A 24,341-nucleotide genomic window follows, 5' to 3' on the forward strand; every position below is an offset into this window, starting at 1 on the left:
AGGCTATCATATTCCTTCCTTCTACAGCAGACCACTAATTGTAGGGATATGGCTTTCCTGGACTCTTTTATCATGAACAATACCATCTATTTGCGCAGAGCGATGAAACTCATGATCGAGCAAGAACAAGGGGAGAAACAGCTGCCGAAGGTTTATTTGGCGACTGCCCTTAAAAATATAGAAACGCTTGGATACACATTCTCGGATGAGTTGATGCAGGCCGTGCGAACATTATCCAAGGAACAATTTGAAGCATTGATGGCCCAGGTTGTGGCTGATCTGAGAATCATGGTCGGTGCACATGTGGACTACAAACCGATGTACCCTGGATTCCCGGCGCAGGTGATGGAGGAAGATGAGGTGGAACTCTACCTGAATGCTATCCTTCATTATCTGACCTTGGTATATCCGATTCGTGAACCGCTGGAAAGGGTACCTTTGCTGGATAAAGTAAACCTGAAAGTCATTGGCCTCGGCAACAAGGCTGACTTCCAGACGCTCATCCGCCAACTGATCGAAGCCAACGGCTCCATCTCGGAGACGGACAAAGCAGATATCGATACGGTGCTGGAACATACGGAACCGGATGAAGTAGATGCGCTGTTGCCATCTGAGATTCCTTTTAAGGAAAATGTGGGGTTCGTAGTAGCTTCGTTATTAACGTATGAAAAGGCCAATATCGACCGAATCGGCCCGTATTTCCGAACGGCAACCGATGTGCTTCGTCTCGCTGTGGCTTGGTCGGGTGGGGATGTCAGCTTGGCTCTAGCTTTGCCTTTTCGCAAATTCAAGCGGCGTGAGAGACGCCTGTTGCTTGGTCTTCTGGAACAGTGCGGTTCGGTTACGGAAGACATGCTCCGTTATAAGGATCGCTGGATTCGTCTGGGCGAAATTCTGCATCCATCTGAATATAAGCTGCGGTACCCACGATGCGAGGAAGCTTTTGATATTTTGCGTAATAACAAGTCGTTTACGACCTTTAACGGAAGTGTGGAGCTGGCCTTCCAATATCAGAATGTGTGGAGTTTGATTGAGCTGTTGAAGCAGCGCCCTGGTGAATTTGCGAGAAGATTGGATCACCTGTTGCGTTCTACCACGGATAAGGAATATGTATTGCTGGCGTTCGGAGAAATTCTGGAGCACGTATCAACCCCGGTATTATTGCAGGTAAAGCAGCATTTTGCCCGGCGTAATGAGCCGCAGGATCTACGTGTATTCTTCCCGAAAGGCAATGTAGCGAAGGCTTTCGCCATTCCGAATCAGCTTCCCGAGATGGACGATGACACTTGTTGTGCCGTCGTGCAGATGTGTGAGCAGGCGCTGGTGCAGCGTTTCGCCGCCCTTCCTTCGCTTGGAAAGACGTATGTCGATCCACAGCTCCATGATTATCTGGTTCCCTTTTCCCAAAGATCGGCGAGCAAGGCCCTTCATACGATTGTTCGGGGAAGCCGGGTGCCGATGGCCGAGGGAGATACGATTCGTTTCTTCAACTGGTGGAAGGAAGGGACCGTGAACGGTCAAGCAACGGGGCGCGTGGATATCGATCTGTCTGCGGTGATGTACGATGAGAACTGGAACTATGTAGAGCACATCTCCTATACGAATCTGCGTTCATCCAACTACAAGGCTGTTCACAGCGGGGATATCGTGACAGCGCCTCATGGTGCAAGTGAGTTTATTGACCTGCATATTCCGTCAATTGTTGATTATGGTGGACGTTATGTGGTGGCGAGTCTGCTTTCCTTTACGAGTCATCCATATTGCGATTTGCCGGAATGCTTTGTGGGCTGGATGATGCGGAAGAAGCCGGGTTCTGGCGAGATCTTCGAGCCGTCCACGGTGTCGAACAAGATTGATATCACAGCAGATACGCAGATCGCGATTCCCGTCATTATGGATTTGGTGGAGCGTACGGTAATCTGGACGGATCTGGCGCTGACTAGGCACCCGGAATATTACAATAATGTGGAGGGTAATCAAAAAGGGATGGTCCTGATGGGCAAAGCCCTGACCACGCTACGCAAACCGGACCTATACGACTTGTTCATGCTTCATGCCAAGGCCAGAGGTGAACTGGTGGATACGTTGGATCAGGCCGATACAATCTATTCGGTGGAGCAAGGAATTACCCCGTTTGATATCGAGCAGATTATGGCGGAATATTTGACTTAAGCCCATCACATGTGAATATGGGGGCGGAGACAGGAAAGAGCAGCGAGGAGCTGCTCTTTTTTCGGTTCAGTCACTCATTCACATCAATCACTCATTCGCTTCGCTTAGTACTTCCGCGCCGCCTGCGGCCATGAACTCCTCTACGAAATCATCAAATTCGCTCAGCGGTCTCTCGCCAGTAATGAAGGAGATGTAGGCCTTGTTCTTCAGCTTGATCAGCTCTGCTCCGTTTTTGGCAAGGGAGGGGGTTGCTACCTCAAGTGAGTTGTAGATACCACCCTGATCTAGGCCGAGGGTCGAAGCCCATTGCTCTCGCCGTCCGGTCTGCTTCAGGGGCACGGTCATGCCCAAATTGGCGCCAATTCCGTTCTGATAACTGAACATCTTATCGTACGGAGGCAGAATGACCGTGTTCTGCGGAAACGTATCAGTCCAAGTCCAGTGCTTGCCCTTCACGCCGAAGGCCATGGTAGCTGCCTCGTTCGGATCAGGGTTTGCGCTGACATCATCCAGAATTCGAAGGATCGTCGCAAGCTTGCCCGGTTCCTTAACAGCGTCGGCGCCGATGGCTGTGAAGCTCATTAACATATCGTATCCCTTGGAGCCGCGCTGCCCGTATGGTCCGGTAAAAGGTCTGCCGAACACCACCCGGGCCTCCGGGTTCTTGGCGGTCAGCTCCTTCACGTTAAAGGTCGATTGCACCGGAGTCTCTACGGCATGACCATTCGAACCATAACTCCAGTCCAGGTAATCACCATCCTGAATCCAGTGATAATAATTGCCCATCGATGTCATTCCGATTCTGCCGTTAATAAAGGCGTGGGATAGGTGTTTGTAGCTGCCCTTATTCTCCCCGGTAATAAACTCGGGATCGATCACGCCGTCCCGGTACCATTTGCGTAAATATTGCAGTGCTTCTTTCATTTCGGGCTGAAGGGCACCGATGACCTGCTCTCCATCCTTCATGCTGAAGTAAAGCTGATCCGCGAAAACAATTTGCCCAAAGGCGCCAAATACAACGTTCATGCCTTCGCTGGACAGGCCATAGGTATCCTTGATCCCATTGCCGTCAGGATCATCGTTGGTGAAGGAATAGATTACCTTCTCAAAATCAGCCAGCGTTTGCGGAACCGACAGACCGAGCTTGTCCAGCCAGTCCTGCCGGAAAACGACCGGGGTGCGATAGATGTTGGTCGGATTAATGACGGGAATACCATAATAGGCTCCGTCAATCCTTCCGGCATTTTCGTAAGCAGGCGCATTTTCCCGGATGATCCGCATCAGGTTTGGGGCGTATGTGTTGAGCATATCAACAGGAATTTCGGCCAGTACGCCTTGCTGCTGGTACTTCAGCAGGTCCTGCGGCTGGCGGATACGGAACAGATCGGGAATGGCACCCTCGGCCAGCTTCATGTCGAGAAGGGATTCATATTTGTTATTTTCAAGATTCCACACATCGAGATCGACGTCGAATTTGTCCTCCACGTACTTGAGCATTTCCGCATCCTCCGGCACCGGATAATTCTGATGCATCGTCCATGAAATGTGGTAGCGCGGATTGGGGGAAGCCGAATTGGCTTCTTGCTTATCCGTTGTGGTCTTCTGCCCGAGTGGCAGATCGCAGCCGCTGAGGATACTGATCATGCCTACCGGAATCAGCACTGCGAGGAGCACTGTAGCGCACAGCCATCCCTTTTTTTTCATCCGCAACCCTTCCTCATCTTAAGATCCAGCATCCGCGATTCCTGCCGAAGCAGTCTTGCGTAAATAATGGCCCGGCGTACAGCCGTACATTTCCTTGAACCGTTTAATGAAATAGGCAGTGGTTCCGTAGCCGACGGAGCTTGCGATCCGTTCAATAGTCATGTTGTTGTTCTCAATCAATTCTTTGGCCCGTTCCATCCGCCGGGAGGTGACATAGTCAGTATAGGTAACGCCAAGCTCCTCTTTAAAAAGCTTGCTCAAATATTTGGAACTGATGAACACCTGCGCTCCTACGGCCTCCAGTGACAGATCTTCGGACAGATGCTCCTCAATATATTGTTTGGCGAGCCCGATGGTAGAAACGGCCCGGTCGCTGTTCCGTTTCTCCGTTTCGGAGATAAATACCGTGATCGACTCCACCAGCCAGTCGCGATATGCCACGATATTGGCGATACTGATGTACTCATGGTACAGATCGGGATGACCGAGCTGAAGGGGATGCTTGTAACGAACGTTCTTCACAACATCCGAGTAGACGAATACCGCATTCGCCAGCATAAAATGGCAATAGTCTGCGGGATATAATCCTTCCCTCATCGTGGCAATGAACTGGTCAACGGCGGCAACGGCCTCATCCGGCTGCCTGGCATGAAGCTTGTCCCTGAACTTGGCAAGCATGCTCTGAGGAATTTCATCCATATTGTGCTCCCGCTGGAGAATACTGCGATCCTTCAGGATATAGAGATCGGGCAGGAAATAAGCGTATTTCATCAACGCCTGGGCCTCGCTGAAGCTTCTATGCACATCGGCCAGCTCCTGCACCCAGGAGCCTAACGACAGCTGAATATCAAGCTGGAACTGCTGTCGTGCCTCTGACAATAGAAGCTGGGACAGCTTGTCTAGCAGCGGTCCAGACGCTATATCCGTACACAGAATAACCGCCAGCTTCTTGTCCGGCAGCTCCTCGGCAATCAGGTGACTATCTGGCAAGGGTAGCGACTCCAGCCCATGGATAAATCTCGATATGACGGATGGCAGATTCTCCGAGCTAAGTCCCATATGGGCTACCCCGGTATTCAGAAGCAAGCAGCTGTATGCTTGATATGGATGTGAGATGCCCAGTGCAGTCCGTTCTTCTGCCCACTGTTCTCGGCTATAGCCGCCATGCAGCAGATTCAGTACAGCGTTATGCTTGATTGCCGGACTGTTCGCCAGCAGTGTTTCCTCAAGGCTGCTCACCTTATCGTTTAATTGCATGAAGGCACTGTCGATCAGCCGGTATTCATTCGTAATATGCGTTGTTGCCGGTCCGGATAGGTCCTTAATCCGGCTGACGAGGCGTTTGATCGGGCTGTAATTCGCTCTGAGCAAAACTGCTGACAGCGCCAGACCGATCACGATGGCGATCATGCAGATGCCGAGGATGAGCTTCTGTACCATGATCGACTGCTCATAATAGAAGCTGGCCGGCATTGCGCTATAGATAGTCCATCCTGTCGAAGGCAGGGTCTGGTAGGACACAACAACCGATGTATTGTCGATCTTGTCGTCAAAGCTGCCCTTCGCGTTTCCAGATTGTAGTGCATTCTTGATGCTCGCAACGTATTCGCCTGGCTGCCCCAGAGTGTCGGTATTGGCATTACTAATGGTGTTACCCATATGGTTAACGATAAATGTGCTTTTGTATTGTGAGGGCATCATATTCTCTATAATGCTGCTAATCGCGCTTTCTTTTACATCTATTGCAATATAGACATCACCGGTTTCGCCTGTGGACTGAAAAGGATAGCTGTGCGTGTACGTCAACAGGGCGTTGCTACTGTCAGCTGTGCCACCTGGCACGCTGGAGAAAATGTCCTGCGGTACCTGACGTGAAGCCGTCCACAGGCTATTTTGCTTGCTGGCCCGCATATCCTGAAGCCAATCTGAATAATAAGCCGAGCCTTCCCCTTGATCGGCGTTATAGCGCAGGCCGTATAGCGACGATAGCATGATGTTTTGTCCAGGATAATAAAGATGTATGGCCTGAATCATGTCCGCGTTGCCGGCAACCTTGGACTTAAGTAACTCCTGGAGGTCAATGACGCTGTCTAGCCCGCTTCGAGTAGATGGTTCCGCGAACAGTCGAATATCCGCAGACTTGTCGAGTGACAAGTCCAGGTAGATCTGCTGCACCCTTTGCAGGATCGTTCCTTCAATGGTTCGTGTTGTATTTTCAAGAATCAGCTGATTCTTGTTCTGCAATTCCTCATTGTAACTGCGCGAGAAATAGATATAGAAGAAAGAGCATATAAGCAGCACAATGACGACCACGATGGAACCGTACGAAATCGCCAAACCCGCCCATGCGGAGCTCCATTTTTTCATGAGGCATTCCTCCCGGCGACGATTATACACTACCTGATTCCACCAAAGTTCACGATTTATATGAAGGGAATGTTAAATGTCGAAAACAGGCGATATTGCTCCGAAATTGATACAATGGCGAAATTGTTTTATTGCTGGTTAAACGTGCCGGGTGCTACATTGAGACCGATTCGAGACCAACTACCAAACGATGGGAGTCGAAAAGATTTGAAAACGAAAGCCAACAAAAACAAAAAGAAAATGTTGACCGCTGCTATGGGTGTCGTGCTCATATCCAATTCAATTGCATCAACTGCTGTGCTTGCGGCACCAAGTGATTCGCAAGTTCCATTACCGCAGGAGCCGGCTTGGGGTTATTTTGTAGATACGTATAAGAATAATAACTCATCGAACACTACACTTGAGACCAACCCGGCCCTTGGCACATTGTCCAAGTTCCTGGATCTCTGGACACCAGGTTCTTCCTGGAACAATGGCACTAAGGTTCAACCCGACATACTGGACTATAACATTCAATATGTAGCGGATATCGCAGCAAACCGCACTCAAGCGGAGGAGGACGCCGCGTACTATACCGATCGTACAAATCAAACTTACGGTGCAACCGAGGGTCTGGGTTCACTGGCTGATGTATATCGTGAAAAATCAGGAACATATACGACCATTACGAGCATCCCGGACGATGCCACAACGAAGAAGTATGACGACGGTAATACAACGAACAAAGCCGGAAATTCCGATTCCGATCTAGGTAAAATGGTTGATCTGGTCGGAGCCCTGCGCGGTAATGCGGCGTCAACCAACCCTTCCAAAAATTTCTTCAGTTATATGCGTCCGTTCCGCTGGTTGAATACTCATGAGGTTGTCGTGCCAACGCTGAGACCAGCAATTAAAGATGAGGCAGAGGCGGCCTCGGACGGCGGCTTCCCGAGCGGGCATACCAATGCGTCCTACCTTGCCGCAATTGCATTCGCTTATGCCGTGCCTGAACGTTTTCAGGAGTTGGTAACCCGTGCTTCGGAAATGGGCAACAACCGAGTTGTTGCCGGAATGCACTCCCCATTGGATGTCATGGGCGGTCGTGTACTTGCAACTGCCCTCGCAGCAGGTGCTCTGAATGATCCGGAGAATGCTGAACTGAAGCAGGCAGCTTACGATCAAGCGCATAATGTACTGCTGAAGGAGACCGGAACAGCAGAAGACCGATTTACCGACTACGAGAAAAACAAGGCCGAGTATACCCAACGTCTGACTTATGGCTTCCCGCAGATCGGTTCCACAACGGAGCCTATGCCAGTCCCTAAAGGAGCAGAGGTGCTGCTTGAGACCAGACAGCCTTATCTTAGTGCGGATCAGCGTCGTGCTGTACTGGCGACAACCGGAATTACATCCGGCTACCCTGTATTGGATGATCCCGAAGGCTGGGGACGCCTCAATCTGTTCGCTGCGGCAGACGGATATGGCGCATTCAACAGTGATGTAACGGTAGTGATGGATGCCAGCAAGGGTGGTTTTAACACGGTGGATGTTTGGCGGAACAACATCTCCGGTACCGGCAAGCTGACGAAGGAAGGCAGCGGTACATTGAAACTGCGGGGGGCTAATACGTACTCCGGAGGTACTCAGGTTAGCGCGGGCACATTGGAAGGTGATACAGCTACTGCGTTCGGTAGTGGCGATGTGGTCAACAACGGGGGGACGGTTACGGAGAGCGTAACTGGCAAATGGAACATTGAAGGCAACTTCGTGCAGGCTGCTGACGGTACGCTGGAGCTCAACGTGGCTTCCGCAAATGACGTGCTCGACGTTAAAGGTACGGTGAACTCCGCCGGAGCACTGCATGTGAATTTTGCCAGCAGCTATGTACCTGGTGCGGGTGAGATTACGCTTGTAAGCCATGGCGCCAATCAGCAAAGCGGAAAGTTCGCCTCTGTTCAGGTGGATGGCCTGCCAAGCAAATATAATGCCCAGGTGAAATATGAGAGCAACCGCATTGCACTGGCGATTACGGATACAACAAATCCGGGGACTACGCCAACAACGCCGACTTCACCTGGTACAGGTGGTGGCTCCGTCACTACACCAACACCATCCACACCATCAACAGGTTCTGGAACAGATTCGGGTACGGTTACCACACCTCCTACAACAGAACCAACGGTACCGCCAGCAACACAGGTTAATCCGTTCAAATCAGGTGTTGTGAGCCAGGAAACGGTACTGAAGACAGTTAATGAAGCCATAGCGGCAACGAAAAATGAACAAAAGACATTCAGCGGTATTTCTGGTCACTGGGCCAACCGAAGTATTGGTGCTGCCGTGAAATTACGCATGGTGGATGGTTACGAGAATGGTTCGTTCCGGCCTAATGCGTCCGTCACCCGAGCTGAATTTACCGCAATGATTGCCCGGGCATTTGGCCTTGGCAAGAATTCGGCTTCGGCTAGCTTCAAAGATACGAAGTCTAGCTGGGCAGCCGGATATATCAGCGCTCTGGCTGACAAGGGAGTCATTACCGGCTATGCAGACGGCAACTTCAAACCTAATGCGACGATCTCCCGCGCTGAGATGGTGACGATTATTGCTCGTGTGCTTAATCTGAATGCACTTGCAACTAGTGCTCCGACCAGCTTCAGTGATGTGGACAGCAGTAACTGGGCAGCGGCGGCAATTGCCCAGGCTTCATCCGCCAATCTGGTGCAAGGGCTATCCTCTTCCGTGTTCTCGCCGAGCGGCAAAGCTACACGTGCTGAAGCTGTGACGATTATCATCCGTGCACTGGAGAGTGACAGCTCAATCAAGGCACTGATCGAAGGTTTGTAAACATAGTGGTTGAAAGAATGTGTATGCTCTGAGCGAGAGTGGAAGACTCGGTTGAAGAGAATAGCATTTCTTAATAAATTCGAAAGGGCGAAAATGGTTCGTGTAATGCGAACCGTTTTTGCCCTTTTACTTTTACTTATGGAGAATGTCCTGTGTTCCGATACAAACACTCATCCTAGGGTAAGGGAGGAATAGAGCTTCCTTAGCAGGATAATATGTTGAAATTGTGGAAGTAGGTATCAAACTGCATCCTAGATTTGACGTTGCAAACGAGATCGGTTTTTATAAGTCTATATTTGGCGGTGAGCTAATTGGATCGATTAAAACACAGTGGATTTTATAAACTGAAATTTTTCATAACACCGGATGAATTCAAAAGCTTGTTGGCACTTTTTGAGCAGAAACGAGCAAAGTTTATCCGTCCTAGTTATGATCAGACTCAATATGATACGAATCAGGTGCTTGAAGGATATGAGCAATTTTATCATTTTTTTACCGCGGCAGAGAAAAGGGAGGGGTATCACCCATATCTCGCCTATTCAGTATTGATTACGCTGGATCAGCACAATTCCGGATTTTTCGTCAAAAACGAAGGAATTAACTTCCCCTATGTTGGACAATGGGCTGAGGATGAATTACCGTGCATTACCCTGTCGCTCCCCAAAGGTTATCAGATCAATTTGGAGGATGAGAAGGGGAAATACTATATATACGAAGATATTCGAGAGCATTTGCCGTTAACCTATGCGTTTTATGAAGAGGTGGCGAGTGGAGTTGAAAAAATCACCAAACTGCTGCGTTTCTCCGCACCTGGAGTAGATGCCATGCAAGAGCAGAAGCCATCCGTTCGTGTCAGCCAACGTGCTGTAAACGAGTTGAAGGACTCATGGATTTTCAATAAGTATTCTCTTGTTATGAATACAAAATAAGAATAGGCAGCTAGGCCCGCTTTAATTCCCGACTAACTGCAGCGCCACTGCCGTCAAGAAGAACACAAAAGCCAAAATTGCCGCCGAAGAACGAACCACATCTAATCGCTCCCATCTTCTCACTAACTGCTTCCAATTGCGTGGTGGTGCATCGGGATTCCAGGCGAGTGCACCTTTGTTAATAGGCACGGTACCGATAAGTGTAGTCAAAATAAATATAAGTAAAGCAAGAACGCCTGCCAAGCGGAAGCCGAATCCGGGTTCGGAACCACTCATTATGAGTACTGCAACGCCTGAAATGGCCGTGGGTAGAAAAATGGCAGGTACAAGTAAACGCAATTTTAGTATTAGTGCTTGTCGAACCCGAATCTGCGAAGGTTCATCCAGCTTAGCCAGGGACACATGCACTCCATACCGTACCACAAACTCTTCACCAGCCAGGATGCCGGCTAGAAAGATACTTACAAACTCAATAATGATCTGATACATAAGGAATATCCTCCTCGTGAATGTTGACGACTGTAGTTGAAGTATTGTTTAACGGTAATACACAATTGTGAATTCAACATGAACGAGGGGAGATAATGGATAACGAATACCATGGATTTAGGGAGGGGATCATCATGGCCGAAAAAACACCTATTATTGAGGTCGTTCCATACGATCCGCAATGGAAAGTCGCTTTTGAACAGATAAAAGGAATGATAATTAGATATATTGGTGACTTAATTCTAAGAGTAGAGCATGTGGGCAGTACATCGGTTGAGGGTTTATCAGCTAAACCCGTTATCGATCTGGATGTTGTCATTGATAGCTATGATGTACTCCCAGAGATTATTAAGCGGTTGGCACTAGAAGGGTACGAATACCAAGGGAATCTCGGCATTGAGGGAAGAGAAGCCTTTCAAAGGACATATCAAGATGAACATATGAAGTATCATTTATATGTTTGTCCTAAGGATGGAAAAGGGTATCTGGAACATATCGCGTTAAGAGACTATTTAAGAGATAATGAGATGGCGAGCAATGAATACCAACAATTAAAAATCAGGTTAGCAGAGCAGTATCGATCTGATATCGATCGTTATTGTGACAATAAAACCGCGTTCGTCACAAAGATATTAAATGAGACACTCTATCGTCCCGAAAGTTGAACATTTCATCTGGAGCTAAGTTGGTGGAAATCGCCTTTTTTGGAGTGGGCAGCGCCTAAATGATATAATTTCTACAACGAATAAGACAGGGAGGCAAGATCAATGAATGATGAACTCTTGGAACGGCTAGAGGATTGGCATGAACAGGATGATTATGAAGAGATTATAGATGCGATTACAGAGGTTCCGGAAGAGGAGCGGAATTATATTCTGGTCAACCATCTGGGTAGAGCGTTGAATAATATGGAGCGTTACCAGGAGGCAGTGGAGCAATTCCTGTCGGTTGAAGCAGAGGGACAAAATGACCCGCTTTGGCATTACCGCATTGGTCTGGCGTATTATTATTTGGAGCAATATGAGAACGCGCGTGAAGCTTTCGAAGCAGCGGACCGATTGGAGCCGGGAGATGAGGATACACAGGAGTTCCTGGAATGGATTCGGAATAAAACAGCAGACAAGCTTACAGAAGAAGTGGTAGAGGAGCCCGTGGATACAGTCCACTCGGTGACTGAAATCACCATCGAAGCTGCGCCTGGTATCCATGCCGAATCGACGAGCTTCTGGAATGACAGTCCAGCAAACGTCGATCAATATGTGTTGTCCCCACCTACTGAAGAGCAAATTGAAGCAGTGGAGGATCAATTGGTGTTCAAGCTGCCGACATTCTATGTGAACATGATGAAACTACATAATGGTGGTGTTCCCCACTATCGTTATTTTCCGGTTAGTCAGGCGGAGAATGATGGGAAGATTCAAGTTGAAATATCGAATATCCTGGGTATTGGACGGGAAAAGGCACATTCACTGTGTGGAGAAGCTGGAAGCCGGGTGATCATCGAACAAGGGGGGTACCCCGAAATCGGTGTCATTCTGTGTGAGTGCCCTTCCGATTCAGAGGTCGTGATGCTGGATTATCGTGAATCCGGCAATGCCGGTGAGCCCGAGGTTGTCCATGTAAATAAAGCAGAAGGCTACAAGATCACTTGGCTTGCGCCCAATGTTGAGACCTTTATTCAAGGTCTGGTGAATGAGGGAAATCAACCTGCAAACCTTGAGGGTTCACTGTAAAGAAGGTTGTAGCTTCCTGTTATACAAAATATTGAAGAGCTGCATCCGTCACAAAGGATGCAGCTTTTTCAGTTGAAATCCTCTCATTCCATGCGGTAGAAGAAGGACGTAATGTTGATGGTGAGATCACCGTATGTATTGTTTAGCTGCGTTCAGGCAGCTCAGCCATAATCCACATTGCCCGTAAGGAGTATAAGATACAAAAAACATAGAGAGATTACGGCAGGCTGATAGCTATTTTCATTGCCACTTTATGTAACATAATGGTATTATTTTAATGATATTGCCAGTAAGTTAGTTGCAGATTATTCCTATACAGGAGGTGTTGTCATAAGAGGACGATAGGGAAGAAAGTTGACCCACATGGATATACCGCATGCATCACGAATACCGAGATGAGACATAGGCTCGTTTGTCATACGTTATAATGTAAGCGCTTTAATTTTGATTTAGCTATCACATATACGATATTTAAATCTGATTTTGGCCCATTACGAAAACGTTAAAAAAAACTATTCCAGGGAGGGATTAGCTCGTGAGCAGACGTTTAGTGAAGAAGGGATTCAGTTCGTTTCTTTTAATGGTGATGATGGCAGCAGCGGTATTATATCCAACATCCACCGGACACGCAGCCACCATCAATGTTACGGATAACGGGTCGAGGATTGAAGTGAACACAGGAGCAGGTCTGGTATACACGGTGAATAAAACCAATGGCGATATCATATCTGCCAAAATGAACGGAACAGAGCTGAACGGCTCCAGCAAGGGGTCCCATATCAGCTCTGGTTTGGGCTCTGCCAATGTAACCTGGAACACATCTCCTTCGGGATCAACCCTATTGATCACCATCTCAACCAGCACGCTTACCCAATACTATGCATCACGTGGCGGTGAGAACATTATCTATATGGCAACGTATGTCACAGCAGAACCGTCTGTGGGTGAATTGCGCTATATTTTCCGGGGTAACGGCAGCGTGTTAACAGGGGTTCCGGCCAACTCGAATAATCGGAATAACACCGGCGCGATTGAGAGCGAGGATGTTTTTGGTTACGCCAACGGACAGAGTACCTCGAAGTATTACGGCAACGACCAGGCCAAGGATCTGACCATTCGAGGCGTTACGGGGAATGGTGTGGGCGTGTTTATGGCCTATGGCGACCGAGAGAAGAGCTCGGGAGGTCCGTTCTTCCGTGATATTCAGTTCCAGAGTGGTGGAGATACGGAGGTCTACAATTACATGAATTCAGGACATGCCCAGACCGAAAATTGGCGTATGGGTCTGCATGGACCGTATGCCTTGATTTTCACCACCGGTGCAACGCCAAGTGTACCTGATTTTAGCTGGATGTCGGGTCTAAATCTGACAGGTTGGGTATCCAGCCGAGGTAATATCGTGCTTAATGGACTCTCTGGTATAGATACGGGTTATGCATATACGATTGGTTTTGCCAATAGCAACGCCCAATATTGGGTGAATGCCTCTTCGAGTGGGGCAGCTGCCAAATACAGCATGATTCCAGGTACATACACCATGACGGTGTATAAGGGGGAACTAGCCGTCTATACGGAAAGTGTGAACGTCACTGGAGGATCAACGACAACGCTGAATACGCGTACGATCAACAATGACCCAAGTAAAGCATCCAGCATCTGGCGCATTGGGAATTGGGATGGTACACCGTCAGAGTTCCTGAACGGCCAGACAATTCCGATCCGTCATCCTTCCGATAGCCGTAATCCAAGCTGGGGACCCGTCAGTTATGCCACTGGCAGTGCAACCAACAAGTTTCCAGCGATTCAGTTCCGGGGACAAAACTCGCCCACAACCGTTACCTTTAGCCTAAACTCTTCTCAAGCTGCATCTTCGCATGTTCTTAACATCGGTATTACGGCAGCATACAACAATGGAAGACCCAGCGTAACGATTAACGGTCAGACGTTAACCAATCCGGCAGCCTCCTCCCAACCGAACTCTCGTAGCTTTACGATTGGGACCTACCGAGGCAACAATACAACCTTTTCCTGGAATATACCGGCATCCTATTTTGTTAATGGGTCCAACACGGTAACCATTACGCCAATCAGCGGCTCCAGCGACTTGGGCAATTGGTTAAGTGCCGGGTGGGTGTATGACTGTGTTGAATTGTTGAATTAAAAATGGGTCAACTACATGATCAAATTAAGCCAACCGGATAAGGTTATTCTTATCCGGTTTTTCCATTCCCATTTTAAACACTTCGCTTGCTTCGCTAAAGGCATCCAAAATAAGGATACAGGGCCGTATGCGTTGCAGAAAGACAATTCCTCTGCTATTATTTAGACATCTAATATTTAGTCATCTAAATATTAGAACTGTTATTTATTTTCGGTTTCTTTATGAAAGGAGCTTGAGAACCATGTTGAGAATGAAAGACAAAGTAGCCCTTGTAACTGGAGGCGCTTCTGGAATAGGATTGTCCGCAGCCCAATTGATGGCGAGAGAAGGAGCAAAAGTCGTTATTGCTGATTTCAATGTCAATGGTGCAAAAGAAGCGGCAGCGGATATTCAGGCTCAAGGCGGAGAGGCAGTGGCCGTTTTTGTTGATGCCGGAGATGAATTTTCGATTAAGGAAGCTGTGGATTTTACGGTGCAGCAATATGGTAAGCTCACGAGTCTGTTCAACAACGTTGGCCTGACTAACCTGAAGAAGGATTTGGACGTGGTTAACGTAGATCTGGACGAGTGGGATCGGCTGATGAACGTGAACCTGAAAAGCGTGTTGCTCGGCTGTAGATTCGCCATCCCTCATATGATTGAAGCGGGTGAGGGTTCCATCATTAATACGGCCTCCATGGCTGGCTTTACAGGCGATGCGGTGCGGGTTGCTTACGGTGCCTCAAAAGCAGGAGTAGTGAATCTAACAAGGTATATTGCCACCCAATATGGCAAACATAACATTCGTTGCAATGCTGTCGCACCTGGATTGATCTTGACCCCGGCAGCCCAGAATAATATGCCTCCGGATGTATTGGATATGTTCGCGAAATATAACGCACTGCCTTATCACGGGGAACCCGATGATATTGGATACACCGTCGTATTCCTGGCCTCAGATGAGTCCAAATTCATTACCGGTCAGACCATCCAGGTTGAGGGCGGCCATTATATTGCCAACCCAACCGTTCCCGATTTTGAAGAGTTTATGAAATCACACAATACGCCTAGCAACTAAAGCAGCATCGTATAAATAAATTACGTTAGGAGCGTTTCATATGGGAAGATTAGATAATAAAGTAGCTATCATTACAGGTGGAGCATCAGGAATTGGTGAAGGCATGGTTGATCTCTTTGCAAAGGAAGGCGCCATCGTTATTGCTGCAGACATTAATGAGGAAGCGCTGGAGAAAGCAAGCCAAAAAGAGAATGTGTACGGAATGAAGTTGAATGTTTCCTCCGATGAAGATTGGGAGATATTAGCGAAAGTAGTTAACGAACGGTTTGGTAAAATTGATATTCTGGTCAACAATGCAGGTATTTCTTCAGAGAAGCCATTTGAGGAGATTGATGCACAGGATTGGCAGAAAATGCTCTCCATTAATGGCTTTGGCCCATTTGCTGGTATGAAGCATGTAGCTCCTTATATGGCAGCACAAAAGAAAGGTTCCATCGTCAATATTTCTTCATACACCGCATTGATTGGACAAGGCTTTAACCACTATTCGGCATCCAAAGGCGCGGTACGCGCATTATCCAAAGCAGCGGCGACAACCTTTGGTCGTCAAGGTGTTCGGGTGAATGCACTCTTCCCGGGGATCATCGAAACACCAATGACGCAAGCCTTGAACACATCGAAGGAACTGCTTGACCGACTCATTCAGGCAACGCCTCTGCAACGTCTGGGGCAGGCTATCGATATTGCCAACGCTGCACTGTTCCTGGCTTCGGATGATTCTTCGTACATTACAGGATCTGAGCTGGTTATCGATGGTGGATACTCAGCCCAATAGCGTGTAAAATGATGACAGCCCTTAAGTTGAATAAGGGCTGTTGTTTTATTTTTGCGAGGAGGAACACATGGAAGAACAGAACATTTTTGAGCTTATACACAACATGGACAATTTCACCAATAAATTGATTATACAGTGGAACAAATCGTTTAATGAGGACCTCGGTGTCTCTCATGTGCTTGTACTCAGTCATCTCAATCAAAATGGAAAAAGCCGACCTTCGGATATTGCCAAACAATTGGGCCTGACTCCGCCAACGCTCAGCTATTTAGCCGATAAGCTGGTTGCCAAGAAATTAGCCGTCAGGATCGTAGATGAGGCTGACCGACGCATAATATATTTGAGCATTACCGACAAAGGGGCCGAAGTCCTTGAAAGAGCAATCTTGGAGGGGCAGAAGCTGCGTAAGAATTTATTCCAGAAACTGAACGAAGAAGATCGTGCCCAATTAGTAAACATTTTTGAGAAGATGAATCGGGAGATTGAAAAATAGCCTGGAAGGGAGACAGAGGGTGATATGGAGGAACCGCTCAAAGTATATAACACTGCAGTTGAAGCTTTTCTTGAAGTGATCGGGGGAAAGTGGAAGCCCGTTATTCTATTCCATCTTACCTTTGGCAAGAAACGTAATGGTGAGCTGATGAAGCTGATCCCTGCAATCACCCAGAAAGTGTTGACTCAGCAACTTGGTGAACTAACGGAGGCGGGGGTCATTGTCCGTATTTCCCATCACCAGGTCCCGCCTAAAGTGGAGTATGAATTAACAGAGTATGGGTGGAGTCTTAAAGAGATTCTTCATCTGATGTGTAGGTGGGGCGATATACACGTGGAGAATGTTTATGGTGATCGAGGAAAAATTCTGTTTAAGCCGCCAACTACTACGGACCGTTGAGGAACTTATATAAGCCGATTCTGGAATTCACGAATCGGCTTATTATGCATTTTATTTACTTTACGGAAGGATCTTGCGCTCACGTAGATTTCTGAAAATATCCATAAACATAGCCTCAGTGTCAATAAAATCATGAAATCCGAAGCGGCGAGCTTTGGAACCATCTGCGAAGAAGTCATAATCCCACGAGAAGACAAAGTCACCAAATACCCAGGAAGAGACATCATCATAAGGGGTGTTTACCAAACCATACTTTTCAATCATGGATTTCCAAAGATCTTCTTTATCTGCCATCACTGTTGCAAGTGAGAGGGGGAGTGGAGGTGCGGTTTCCAATTCGAAAAATGCAGCGATTCTGGGCCATAGCTCATTCCAGCGAAACAGATCGCCATTGGTGATATTAAATGCCTGATTGGCACAGCGAGGTTCGGTTGCTGCCCATACAGTTGCATGAGCCAGCAATGTGGCATCAGTCATTTCAAGAAGCGAATGATACGCTCCTGGTTTCCCCGGGAATCGAAGTGGCAAGCCAAGCTCCTTGGAGATAGACGCATAAACGCCAATAACCATGGCAAGGTTCATTGGATTGCCCAGGGCAAATCCACATACAACGGACGGGCGCAGGGCTGACCAGGTCCAGCTACTTCCGGGTTGCCGATTCTCGAGAAACATTTGCTGATCGACATTGAATTCAGGGGGCATATGATGTGCATCTGTTTCTTTGGCAGGTGTTTTGAATGGACCCAGATGTGCACCGTACACTTTATAACCTTGCATTAGGCTAATATGTTGGAGATTTGGAGCGATCGGTTCTATGGTATTCACCACATTGACGAGCATGGCCAAGTTGGGCTGTACCAATTCGGCCCAGGTTGGGCGATCCTGATACGCGGCGTAGAAAATATGCGTAACGGTCGTTAAATGACTCAGTTTGTCTTGTGTGTCTGCTTCGTTCAGTAAATCAGCTGATATATAACGTAACTTGGGGGCATCTTCTCCTCCGCGGCGAGATACACCAATGATATCCCATTGCGGAAGTGTCATCAGATAATCGATGAGGTTTCTTCCAATGACACCTCCAGCACCGATGACAAGCGCGGTGTAACGGGTAACCAATTGTTCGGTTTTCAATGGACATGCTCCTCTCTTCTTCTGTTCATATTGTGGGTCAGAAAAAGAAGGATGAGAAGTACGCACCTCAAAGTCATATACGTACTTTGAAGTAACATATGAGCCTGGAGCAGGATATGAGCGTTATAATCTGCACTTCAATGGATGTCACTTGCCTATAACCACAAGAAGCTGTAAAAGGAACAATCGTCCTTTCACAGCTTAGATGTATGTGTCTGTAAATTCGTCCAATTGATCGGATGTAAATAGGGTTACGCTGGGAAACCGCCTCCTGGTGGTGGCCATGCCCCGTAGAAGCGACGCAGCAGCACAATCTCGCCCAGATGGTAGGAGTTATGAGATGCGATGTTGCGCAAAAGTCCGGCTTTGGTTTCGCCTGGGAAATACGGCAGTGAATCATCCAACTGCACCGTTTCGGCAATCGTTACTGCTCGATCTACCCCGTCCAGGAAGGCCTGAATATCTGCCTCCCACGCTGCTTCATCCTGAGGACCCGTATCTTCTGGCCAACTCTCCATCACATTCGCTGGAAGCTGCGGCTTTCTTCCTTCCAAATGCTCCAACATAAATTGTTGCCAGTAATGCATATGTTTCACCAATTGATAGATACTGTATGGCATATGTTCATGTTTGCGACTAGCTAGTTCTACGCTAATGTCCGGTAGAGCGCGTGCAATACGAATATGTCCGCGTTCTCCGACTAGTGATTTGACTAGGGCTTGTCCGAACAGTTGATTGGTTTCCGACATGTGAAATCATCCTCTCTTTGTTCATCTGGTTGAGCTTAATGGATGTGTAATTAATAGTATACAATTAAATTTTGCGAAATCAAAATGTGTAACTATTTTCAGTCACAGGATTTCTAAAGGATTCTTCATATGTTAGTATTTTTAAAATCAGAAGTGCGAATGAAGCTTTGGCGCTTAATTGGGATTATGGTGGGTGGGATAAGATGCGCAATTGGGTTCGTAATGAAAATGTGCAAATGACTGCAGTTGCTTTTGCTACAGCTGTGGGAGCGCTTTTTAAAATAAATCCTTTTCGAGAAGATTACTTCCGGATTGGTCTGGGTGTAAGTATACTTTTATTTTTGCTGATGCTTATGCCGCATCTGTCTTATGTGAAGACGGGGATTTTGGCGGGGATTGCGAACTTCATTTTTCAATCGGCTGACTTACTGAATCATGTGAATTCGATCTCGATCATCGAAAGCATGCAGGATAATCTGGGCGCGGGAATGTATTATGTCGTGTTCACCTATGGCCTCAGCAAACTCAAGAACAGATTCCATGAGATACCGCCTCTTGTACTAGGTGGATTGATTACGTGTATTGATTTTTCCTCGAATCTCGTGGAGCTATTCATTCGCGGTGTGTTGAGTGGGACCAATATCTTTTATATGAAAGAATGGCTTTATCTGCTGGTGCTCGGTGGTTTGCGAAGTTACTTTATCATCGGGCTGTATAACAGTTTTGCGGTGAGGCAGATGCGACTGCTGCATGCTGAGCAGGAGAAGCGGATGGAGCAGATGCTGAGCGTTAACTCAGGTCTGTACGGTGAAGTCTTTTATCTGAAAAAAGCCATGAATACGATTGAAGGCATTGCCGTGGACAGCTACGACCTTTATCGCGATCTCAGAGAGAAGGACTTGAACCAATACAGCCAGCGGACGCTCGGCATTGCTCAACAGATTCATGAGGTCAAAAAAGACTCCCAACGTATCCTTGCAGGTCTGTTGAAATTGTACGATAGTGAAAAATCAGTGAATATGAGCCTTTCCGAGGTACTGAACTTTGCGACCAAGGGAAATCGGAAATATAGTGAAATGTTGAACAAAAAGATTGAAATCCATATCGAGCAACAATATGATTGCGACTCCCCTTACTATGTTCCTCTCTTAACTGTAATGAATAATCTGATCGCCAATGCCGTGGAAGCTATTAAGAACGACGGAACGATTCGGATTCGAGTATTGGAAGAGGGAGCCGATGTGCAATTTGTAGTCATCGATTCTGGGAAAGGTGTACCCGAGGCAAAGCGAGACGTGATCTTCGAACCGGGTTATACAACCAAATTCAATGAAGTGGGCATTGCAGCAACCGGAATTGGCCTGTCCCATGTACGTGATATCGTTCAGTCTCTGGAAGGCCGAATTAGCGTGAAATCGGCGCCGCAAGGCGAAAAGGGCTCCACATTTGTCGTATCCATTCCAAAAGCCAATCTTATTAATGAGGACGGTGCAGACGACGCTTTCTATCCAGATCGTGGGTGATGAATATAGGGCGTTATTTTGTGCCAGTCTTTTTATATTTCAAAAGTAAATGTATTCTCCATCCTCAGGAATCACGACTGAATCTAATAACTGCTGCTGTTCTATATACTGTAATAGATCCTTTCTTGATGAAGTGCAATGTCGGATGGCATCCATATGTACAGCGACAACTTTGGTGGAAGGTGAAATCTTCAGGATTGTACCGATATCCTCGGGTATCATTGTAATGATGGAACCAAATAACAGTTGAGCGTTGGGTGCATTGACGATGCATATCCGGGGTTTGTGCTGCTCGAACACTTGCTTAATCTGATCTGTAAGGACACAATCACCCACAATATACAACGATCCGTCGTCAGGTGTCTTCAGGATAAACCCGGATACGGGGCCAAGTAGTTTGGAGATGTTCCCTTTTGCGTGCTGACCACGAATTCTTGTAAAATCTATACCCTCCCAGTGTCTGAACTGCTCGATAGGGAATACATTCTCGAACCCCCACGATATAATGCGTTGTTGATCCTCCGGCTGGCAAAGTACAGGTATCTTTTTATTGAGTATCTTCTTTGCCGTTTTATCAAAGTGGTCAACATGCAAATGTGTAACGAGGATCGCATCAATGTGTTCGAAAGTTTCTAGAGGCACAGATATGGGGACGGTTGGGTTTCTACGAATATGACGTGTGAAGGGAATAGGCGGAAGTTCTCCCGCATCACTTAACATTGGATCGAGCAGAATCGTTTTCCCTTGTATGGTGATCAGGGAGGTGGCATGGCGGATATGTTGAATGGTTAGCGTCATGGCGGAAATTCTCCTTAGATATAACATATATTTGTTAAAATAATACCGACCGGTCTGTTTTAAAATAACATAAACCGTGCTTCTCATGCAACATCCTTGATTTTTTGTTTTCATGTACAGCATACGTATGAATGCGTGCTTGTATTAAGCCATAGGCGTATGATATTTTAAGACCAATCGGTATGAATGGAAACGGAGGGAGCATTGTGCGCAAAGGCCAAATCACCAAAGAACATATTATTCGTGAATCGGCAGCACTTTTTAACACGAAGGGATACACCGGTGCCTCCCTGTCTGAGATTATAGAACGTTGTGGCGTTCGCAAGGGCGGGATTTATAATCATTTTGAAAGTAAAGATGAGATAGCACTGGCTGCTTTTGATTACTCGGTATCACAGATGCTGCAATTCCACTCACAGGCTCTTGAAGGCGTCACAAGTTCCAAAGACAAACTACTCGCCATATGCGGTGTTTATATTGATATGATGGAAAACAATACGCTGGAAGGGGGATGCCCCCTACTAAATACTGCGGTTGAAAGTGATGATGCACACCCTTTGCTGAAAGAAAGAGCACAGCATGCCATGAACAATCTGCTGAATGAGCTGACACAGGTCCTTATTCAGGGTACGGAGCAAAAGGAATTCAGGGCAGATATTGCACTGGAGGAAGTGAGCAGCAACATCATCGCCATTATTGAGGGAGGCGTTATGTTAAGCAAGCTTTATGAAGATAGCAAGTATATTCGGCATGCCGTACTTCATATCACTCAATTTATGGATGACCGAATATTAATCCAATAATGTAATAAAGGGAATGTGGGTTAAAATGAATATAATCATTGATCAACAGGGCAGCTCCAAGGTTGCCATCATCGAAAGTAATGACGTCGTTATTAACAATGTTCAAGATGCTCTCGATCTGATGGCCTCCGTGAACTACACAGATGACGCTCATAAAATCTTGATTGATAAATCCAACCTCACCGAAGATTTCTTCGAATTGAAGACCAAACTTGCAGGTGATATTTTGCAGAAATATGTGAATTACCAGGTTAAACTTGCCATAGTCGGAGATTTTGACGGATACAACAGCAAAAGCCTCAGAGACTTCATCTATGAGTGCAACCATGGCAAGCATGTTTTCTTTTTGAAAAACAAAGAGGAAGCACTTCAGGCTTTGCATAATATCGATTAATTTCATATTTAGAGTGGTAAGTCATGATCTATCCTTATGGAGGAGGTACCATTATGATTGCAGATTTGAAGCGAGTACCGAACTGCACCATGGCTTGTTTTGAACGTCATTCGAAGCACGCTGTGGAGGATGTATGGTCCTTTTTGACCGAAAACGAAAAGCTTGCAAAATGGTTCTCCGAACTCGAAGTAACGGATCTTCGGGAAGGTGGAAGCATCAAGTTTAATATGCCGGATGGTACCTTTAAGGAACTCAACATTATCGAGCTTATCCCTGGCTCTGTTCTCGAATATACCTGGGCAGAAGACCGGGTTCGGTTTGAGCTATATCCAGAGCCGAATGGATGTCGTCTGCTGCTGCTCGAAACCATCCATCACATCACAAGCCATACACCTAAAGATTTAGCGGGGTGGCATGTCTGCCTGAACGTCATTGAGGCATTACTGGATGGTCGTACCTTGGAATCTCGTGAAGCAGAATGGAAAATCTGGTACAAGCAATACCAGAAGCATGTAGACGATTTTCTCAAAATCTAGTCATATGAGACTGCCCTGTTGGGGCAATAATTATGCGGGAGGAAATACATCGTGAAGGCTAATGAGAAATTACAAACGTATGCGTTGTCTGATGTCAGCAATCTTAAAGTACATGGCAGAACGACAAGACAACGGTCGCCCTTAACCTTATTTTGGACCGGAAGCGCGGTTGAACTTCATGTAAAAGGCTCTGAGTTGTGGGTAGAAATCGAGTCTGATTATGACCTGTATGAACCTTGGATCAGCATTCTGATTAACGGAGTCCCGGTGAGCAGACAGATGTTAATAGCAGGAAGGTATTGGGTCTGCATATTCCGAGGAATGAACGAGAATGTGGTGAAAAATGTACGCATCGTCAAAGATGTACAGACCATGAATGGAGATCCGGGCTGTTCCTTGCAGATTCATGCGGTGAAATCAGATGGTGTCTTCGTGCCTGTAGAGGAAAAACCGTACAAGATTGAATTTATCGGCGACAGTATTACATCTGGAGAAGGTGCGATCGGGGGCAAAGCGGAAGAGGATTGGATTCCGATGTGGTTCAGTGCCATACATAATTATACGGCCATGACAGCAGAAGCGCTGAATGCAGAATACCGCGTCATCTCCCAGAGCGGCTGGGGTGTGCTGACGAGTTGGGATAACAATCCGAATGCCAATATCCCTGATTATTACGAGCAAGTCTGTGGATTGGTGACCGGAGATAAGAACGCAGCACTTGGCGCTGGGGATAAGCATGATTTTAATTCCTGGCAGCCGGATGTAGTGGTGATTAATCTGGGAAGCAATGATGGAGGAGCCTTTCAGACACCAGAATGGAAGGACCCCGTTACTGGAAAGGTCTACAAGCAACGCCTGAACGAAGACGAGACTTACCATGAAGAGGATCTGGCTGCTTTTGAGAATGCCGTGACCCGATTCCTAGATCGACTTCGAAAAAATAATCCAGAAGCGCATCTCGTATGGGCATACGGCATGCTTGGATTCCCGATGATGCCAGCGATTTATCGTGCTGTTGACGCTTATACGAAACAGGCTGGAGATACGAAAGTCTCGGTGATACAGCTTCCCAATACGACCGAGGAGACGGTAGGCGCCAGAAGTCATCCGGGTGAGATATCTCATCGAAGGACTGCTGATGCGTTAGCGGAATATCTAAAGGAAATTTTAAAATAAATTTTAATTTACATTTGAAATCGGAAGAGCCAGACCTCTCTTGAATTAGAGTGAACTGCACCCCATTTGTTAGACACGACTAACAATGGAGGTGCAGTTTTTTTGCCTAAATTCAGTTTAGATGAGAAA

General features: G+C 47.0%; 21 protein-coding genes. 15 read left to right on the forward strand and 6 right to left on the reverse strand.

What is annotated here, in order from left to right:
* Positions 1-72 precede the first annotated feature (72 nt).
* The gene (locus tag AC4PM4_RS28675; RefSeq protein ID WP_491615147.1) at positions 73-2,172 is read left to right on the forward strand and encodes a TerD family protein; all 2,100 of its coding nucleotides are present in this window, start codon (positions 73-75) and stop codon (positions 2,170-2,172) included.
* An 87-nt stretch (positions 2,173-2,259) separates the two neighbouring features.
* Here AC4PM4_RS28675 and AC4PM4_RS28680 read toward each other — a convergent pair whose 3' ends face one another.
* Together AC4PM4_RS28680 and AC4PM4_RS28685 are read right to left on the reverse strand one after the other, a co-directional pair.
* Positions 2,260-3,876 (reverse strand): extracellular solute-binding protein, encoded by a 1,617-nt coding sequence (locus tag AC4PM4_RS28680; RefSeq protein ID WP_491615148.1) that lies wholly within the window; start codon positions 3,874-3,876, stop codon positions 2,260-2,262.
* A gap of 18 nt (positions 3,877-3,894) precedes the next feature.
* Positions 3,895-6,243, reverse strand: a complete 2,349-nt coding sequence (locus AC4PM4_RS28685; RefSeq protein ID WP_491615149.1) for a helix-turn-helix domain-containing protein — start codon at positions 6,241-6,243, stop codon at positions 3,895-3,897.
* A gap of 255 nt (positions 6,244-6,498) precedes the next feature.
* On the opposite strand from AC4PM4_RS28685, the gene AC4PM4_RS28690 reads away from it, so the two are divergent.
* Together AC4PM4_RS28690 and AC4PM4_RS28695 are read left to right on the forward strand one after the other, a co-directional pair.
* Positions 6,499-9,066, forward strand: coding sequence for an S-layer homology domain-containing protein (locus AC4PM4_RS28690; protein WP_491615160.1), 2,568 nt, complete (start codon positions 6,499-6,501; stop codon positions 9,064-9,066).
* A 311-nt stretch (positions 9,067-9,377) separates the two neighbouring features.
* A complete protein-coding gene (locus tag AC4PM4_RS28695; protein ID WP_491615151.1) occupies positions 9,378-9,995 on the forward strand; it encodes a hypothetical protein in 618 nt (205 codons plus the stop codon).
* 21 nt (positions 9,996-10,016) lie between these two features.
* Here AC4PM4_RS28695 and AC4PM4_RS28700 read toward each other — a convergent pair whose 3' ends face one another.
* Entirely contained in the window at positions 10,017-10,484 is a 468-nt protein-coding gene (locus AC4PM4_RS28700; protein WP_079697036.1) for an anthrone oxygenase family protein, read from the reverse strand.
* A gap of 134 nt (positions 10,485-10,618) precedes the next feature.
* Here AC4PM4_RS28700 and AC4PM4_RS28705 point away from each other — a divergent pair, with 134 nt between their 5' ends.
* The 7 genes from AC4PM4_RS28705 to AC4PM4_RS28735 all read left to right on the forward strand — a co-directional run bounded on the left by AC4PM4_RS28705 (position 10,619) and on the right by AC4PM4_RS28735 (position 17,102).
* Positions 10,619-11,149, forward strand: coding sequence for a GrpB family protein (locus tag AC4PM4_RS28705; protein WP_491615152.1), 531 nt, complete (start codon positions 10,619-10,621; stop codon positions 11,147-11,149).
* A 102-nt stretch (positions 11,150-11,251) separates the two neighbouring features.
* The gene (locus tag AC4PM4_RS28710) at positions 11,252-12,217 is read left to right on the forward strand and encodes an SMI1/KNR4 family protein (protein WP_072733888.1); all 966 of its coding nucleotides are present in this window, start codon (positions 11,252-11,254) and stop codon (positions 12,215-12,217) included.
* Between the two features lie 535 nt (positions 12,218-12,752).
* On the forward strand, positions 12,753-14,378 hold the full coding sequence (locus tag AC4PM4_RS28715) for a rhamnogalacturonan lyase B N-terminal domain-containing protein (protein ID WP_063565810.1): 1,626 nt from the start codon (positions 12,753-12,755) through the stop codon (positions 14,376-14,378).
* A gap of 241 nt (positions 14,379-14,619) precedes the next feature.
* A complete protein-coding gene (locus tag AC4PM4_RS28720; RefSeq protein WP_491615153.1) occupies positions 14,620-15,435 on the forward strand; it encodes an SDR family NAD(P)-dependent oxidoreductase in 816 nt (271 codons plus the stop codon).
* 40 nt (positions 15,436-15,475) lie between these two features.
* Positions 15,476-16,210: an SDR family NAD(P)-dependent oxidoreductase gene (locus AC4PM4_RS28725; protein ID WP_063565812.1), complete on the forward strand. Its 735-nt coding sequence runs from the start codon at positions 15,476-15,478 to the stop codon at positions 16,208-16,210.
* A gap of 67 nt (positions 16,211-16,277) precedes the next feature.
* Positions 16,278-16,703 carry a MarR family winged helix-turn-helix transcriptional regulator gene (locus tag AC4PM4_RS28730; protein ID WP_400348121.1) on the forward strand — a complete coding sequence of 142 codons (426 nt, stop codon included), beginning with the start codon at positions 16,278-16,280 and terminating at the stop codon, positions 16,701-16,703.
* Positions 16,704-16,727: 24 nt separating this feature from the next.
* Positions 16,728-17,102, forward strand: coding sequence for a winged helix-turn-helix transcriptional regulator (locus tag AC4PM4_RS28735; RefSeq protein WP_063565814.1), 375 nt, complete (start codon positions 16,728-16,730; stop codon positions 17,100-17,102).
* Positions 17,103-17,162: 60 nt separating this feature from the next.
* On the opposite strand, the gene AC4PM4_RS28740 is transcribed toward AC4PM4_RS28735, so the two are convergent.
* Positions 17,163-18,233 carry an SDR family oxidoreductase gene (locus tag AC4PM4_RS28740; RefSeq protein WP_064641544.1) on the reverse strand — a complete coding sequence of 357 codons (1,071 nt, stop codon included), beginning with the start codon at positions 18,231-18,233 and terminating at the stop codon, positions 17,163-17,165.
* 251 nt (positions 18,234-18,484) lie between these two features.
* Complete coding sequence (locus AC4PM4_RS28745) at positions 18,485-18,982, reverse strand: DinB family protein (protein WP_079697042.1); 498 nt, start codon at positions 18,980-18,982, stop codon at positions 18,485-18,487.
* Positions 18,983-19,185: 203 nt separating this feature from the next.
* Between AC4PM4_RS28745 and AC4PM4_RS28750 the strand changes: the two genes are divergently transcribed.
* Positions 19,186-20,505, forward strand: a complete 1,320-nt coding sequence (locus AC4PM4_RS28750) for a sensor histidine kinase (RefSeq protein ID WP_491615154.1) — start codon at positions 19,186-19,188, stop codon at positions 20,503-20,505.
* A 39-nt stretch (positions 20,506-20,544) separates the two neighbouring features.
* On the opposite strand, the gene AC4PM4_RS28755 is transcribed toward AC4PM4_RS28750, so the two are convergent.
* On the reverse strand, positions 20,545-21,303 hold the full coding sequence (locus AC4PM4_RS28755) for an MBL fold metallo-hydrolase (protein ID WP_491615155.1): 759 nt from the start codon (positions 21,301-21,303) through the stop codon (positions 20,545-20,547).
* A gap of 206 nt (positions 21,304-21,509) precedes the next feature.
* On the opposite strand from AC4PM4_RS28755, the gene AC4PM4_RS28760 reads away from it, so the two are divergent.
* Genes AC4PM4_RS28760 through AC4PM4_RS28775 form a run of 4 tightly spaced genes read left to right on the forward strand, consistent with a single transcriptional unit; the run spans position 21,510 to position 24,212 of the window.
* Positions 21,510-22,106 carry a TetR/AcrR family transcriptional regulator gene (locus AC4PM4_RS28760; RefSeq protein WP_111620270.1) on the forward strand — a complete coding sequence of 199 codons (597 nt, stop codon included), beginning with the start codon at positions 21,510-21,512 and terminating at the stop codon, positions 22,104-22,106.
* A gap of 25 nt (positions 22,107-22,131) precedes the next feature.
* Positions 22,132-22,500, forward strand: coding sequence for a DUF4180 domain-containing protein (locus AC4PM4_RS28765; RefSeq protein WP_090809326.1), 369 nt, complete (start codon positions 22,132-22,134; stop codon positions 22,498-22,500).
* A gap of 53 nt (positions 22,501-22,553) precedes the next feature.
* On the forward strand, positions 22,554-23,036 hold the full coding sequence (locus tag AC4PM4_RS28770) for an SRPBCC family protein (RefSeq protein ID WP_491615156.1): 483 nt from the start codon (positions 22,554-22,556) through the stop codon (positions 23,034-23,036).
* 51 nt (positions 23,037-23,087) lie between these two features.
* Positions 23,088-24,212 carry an SGNH/GDSL hydrolase family protein gene (locus tag AC4PM4_RS28775; RefSeq protein WP_491615157.1) on the forward strand — a complete coding sequence of 375 codons (1,125 nt, stop codon included), beginning with the start codon at positions 23,088-23,090 and terminating at the stop codon, positions 24,210-24,212.
* Positions 24,213-24,341 lie beyond the last annotated feature (129 nt).

Source organism: Paenibacillus sp. MDV22-iso6 (assembly GCF_058408365.1).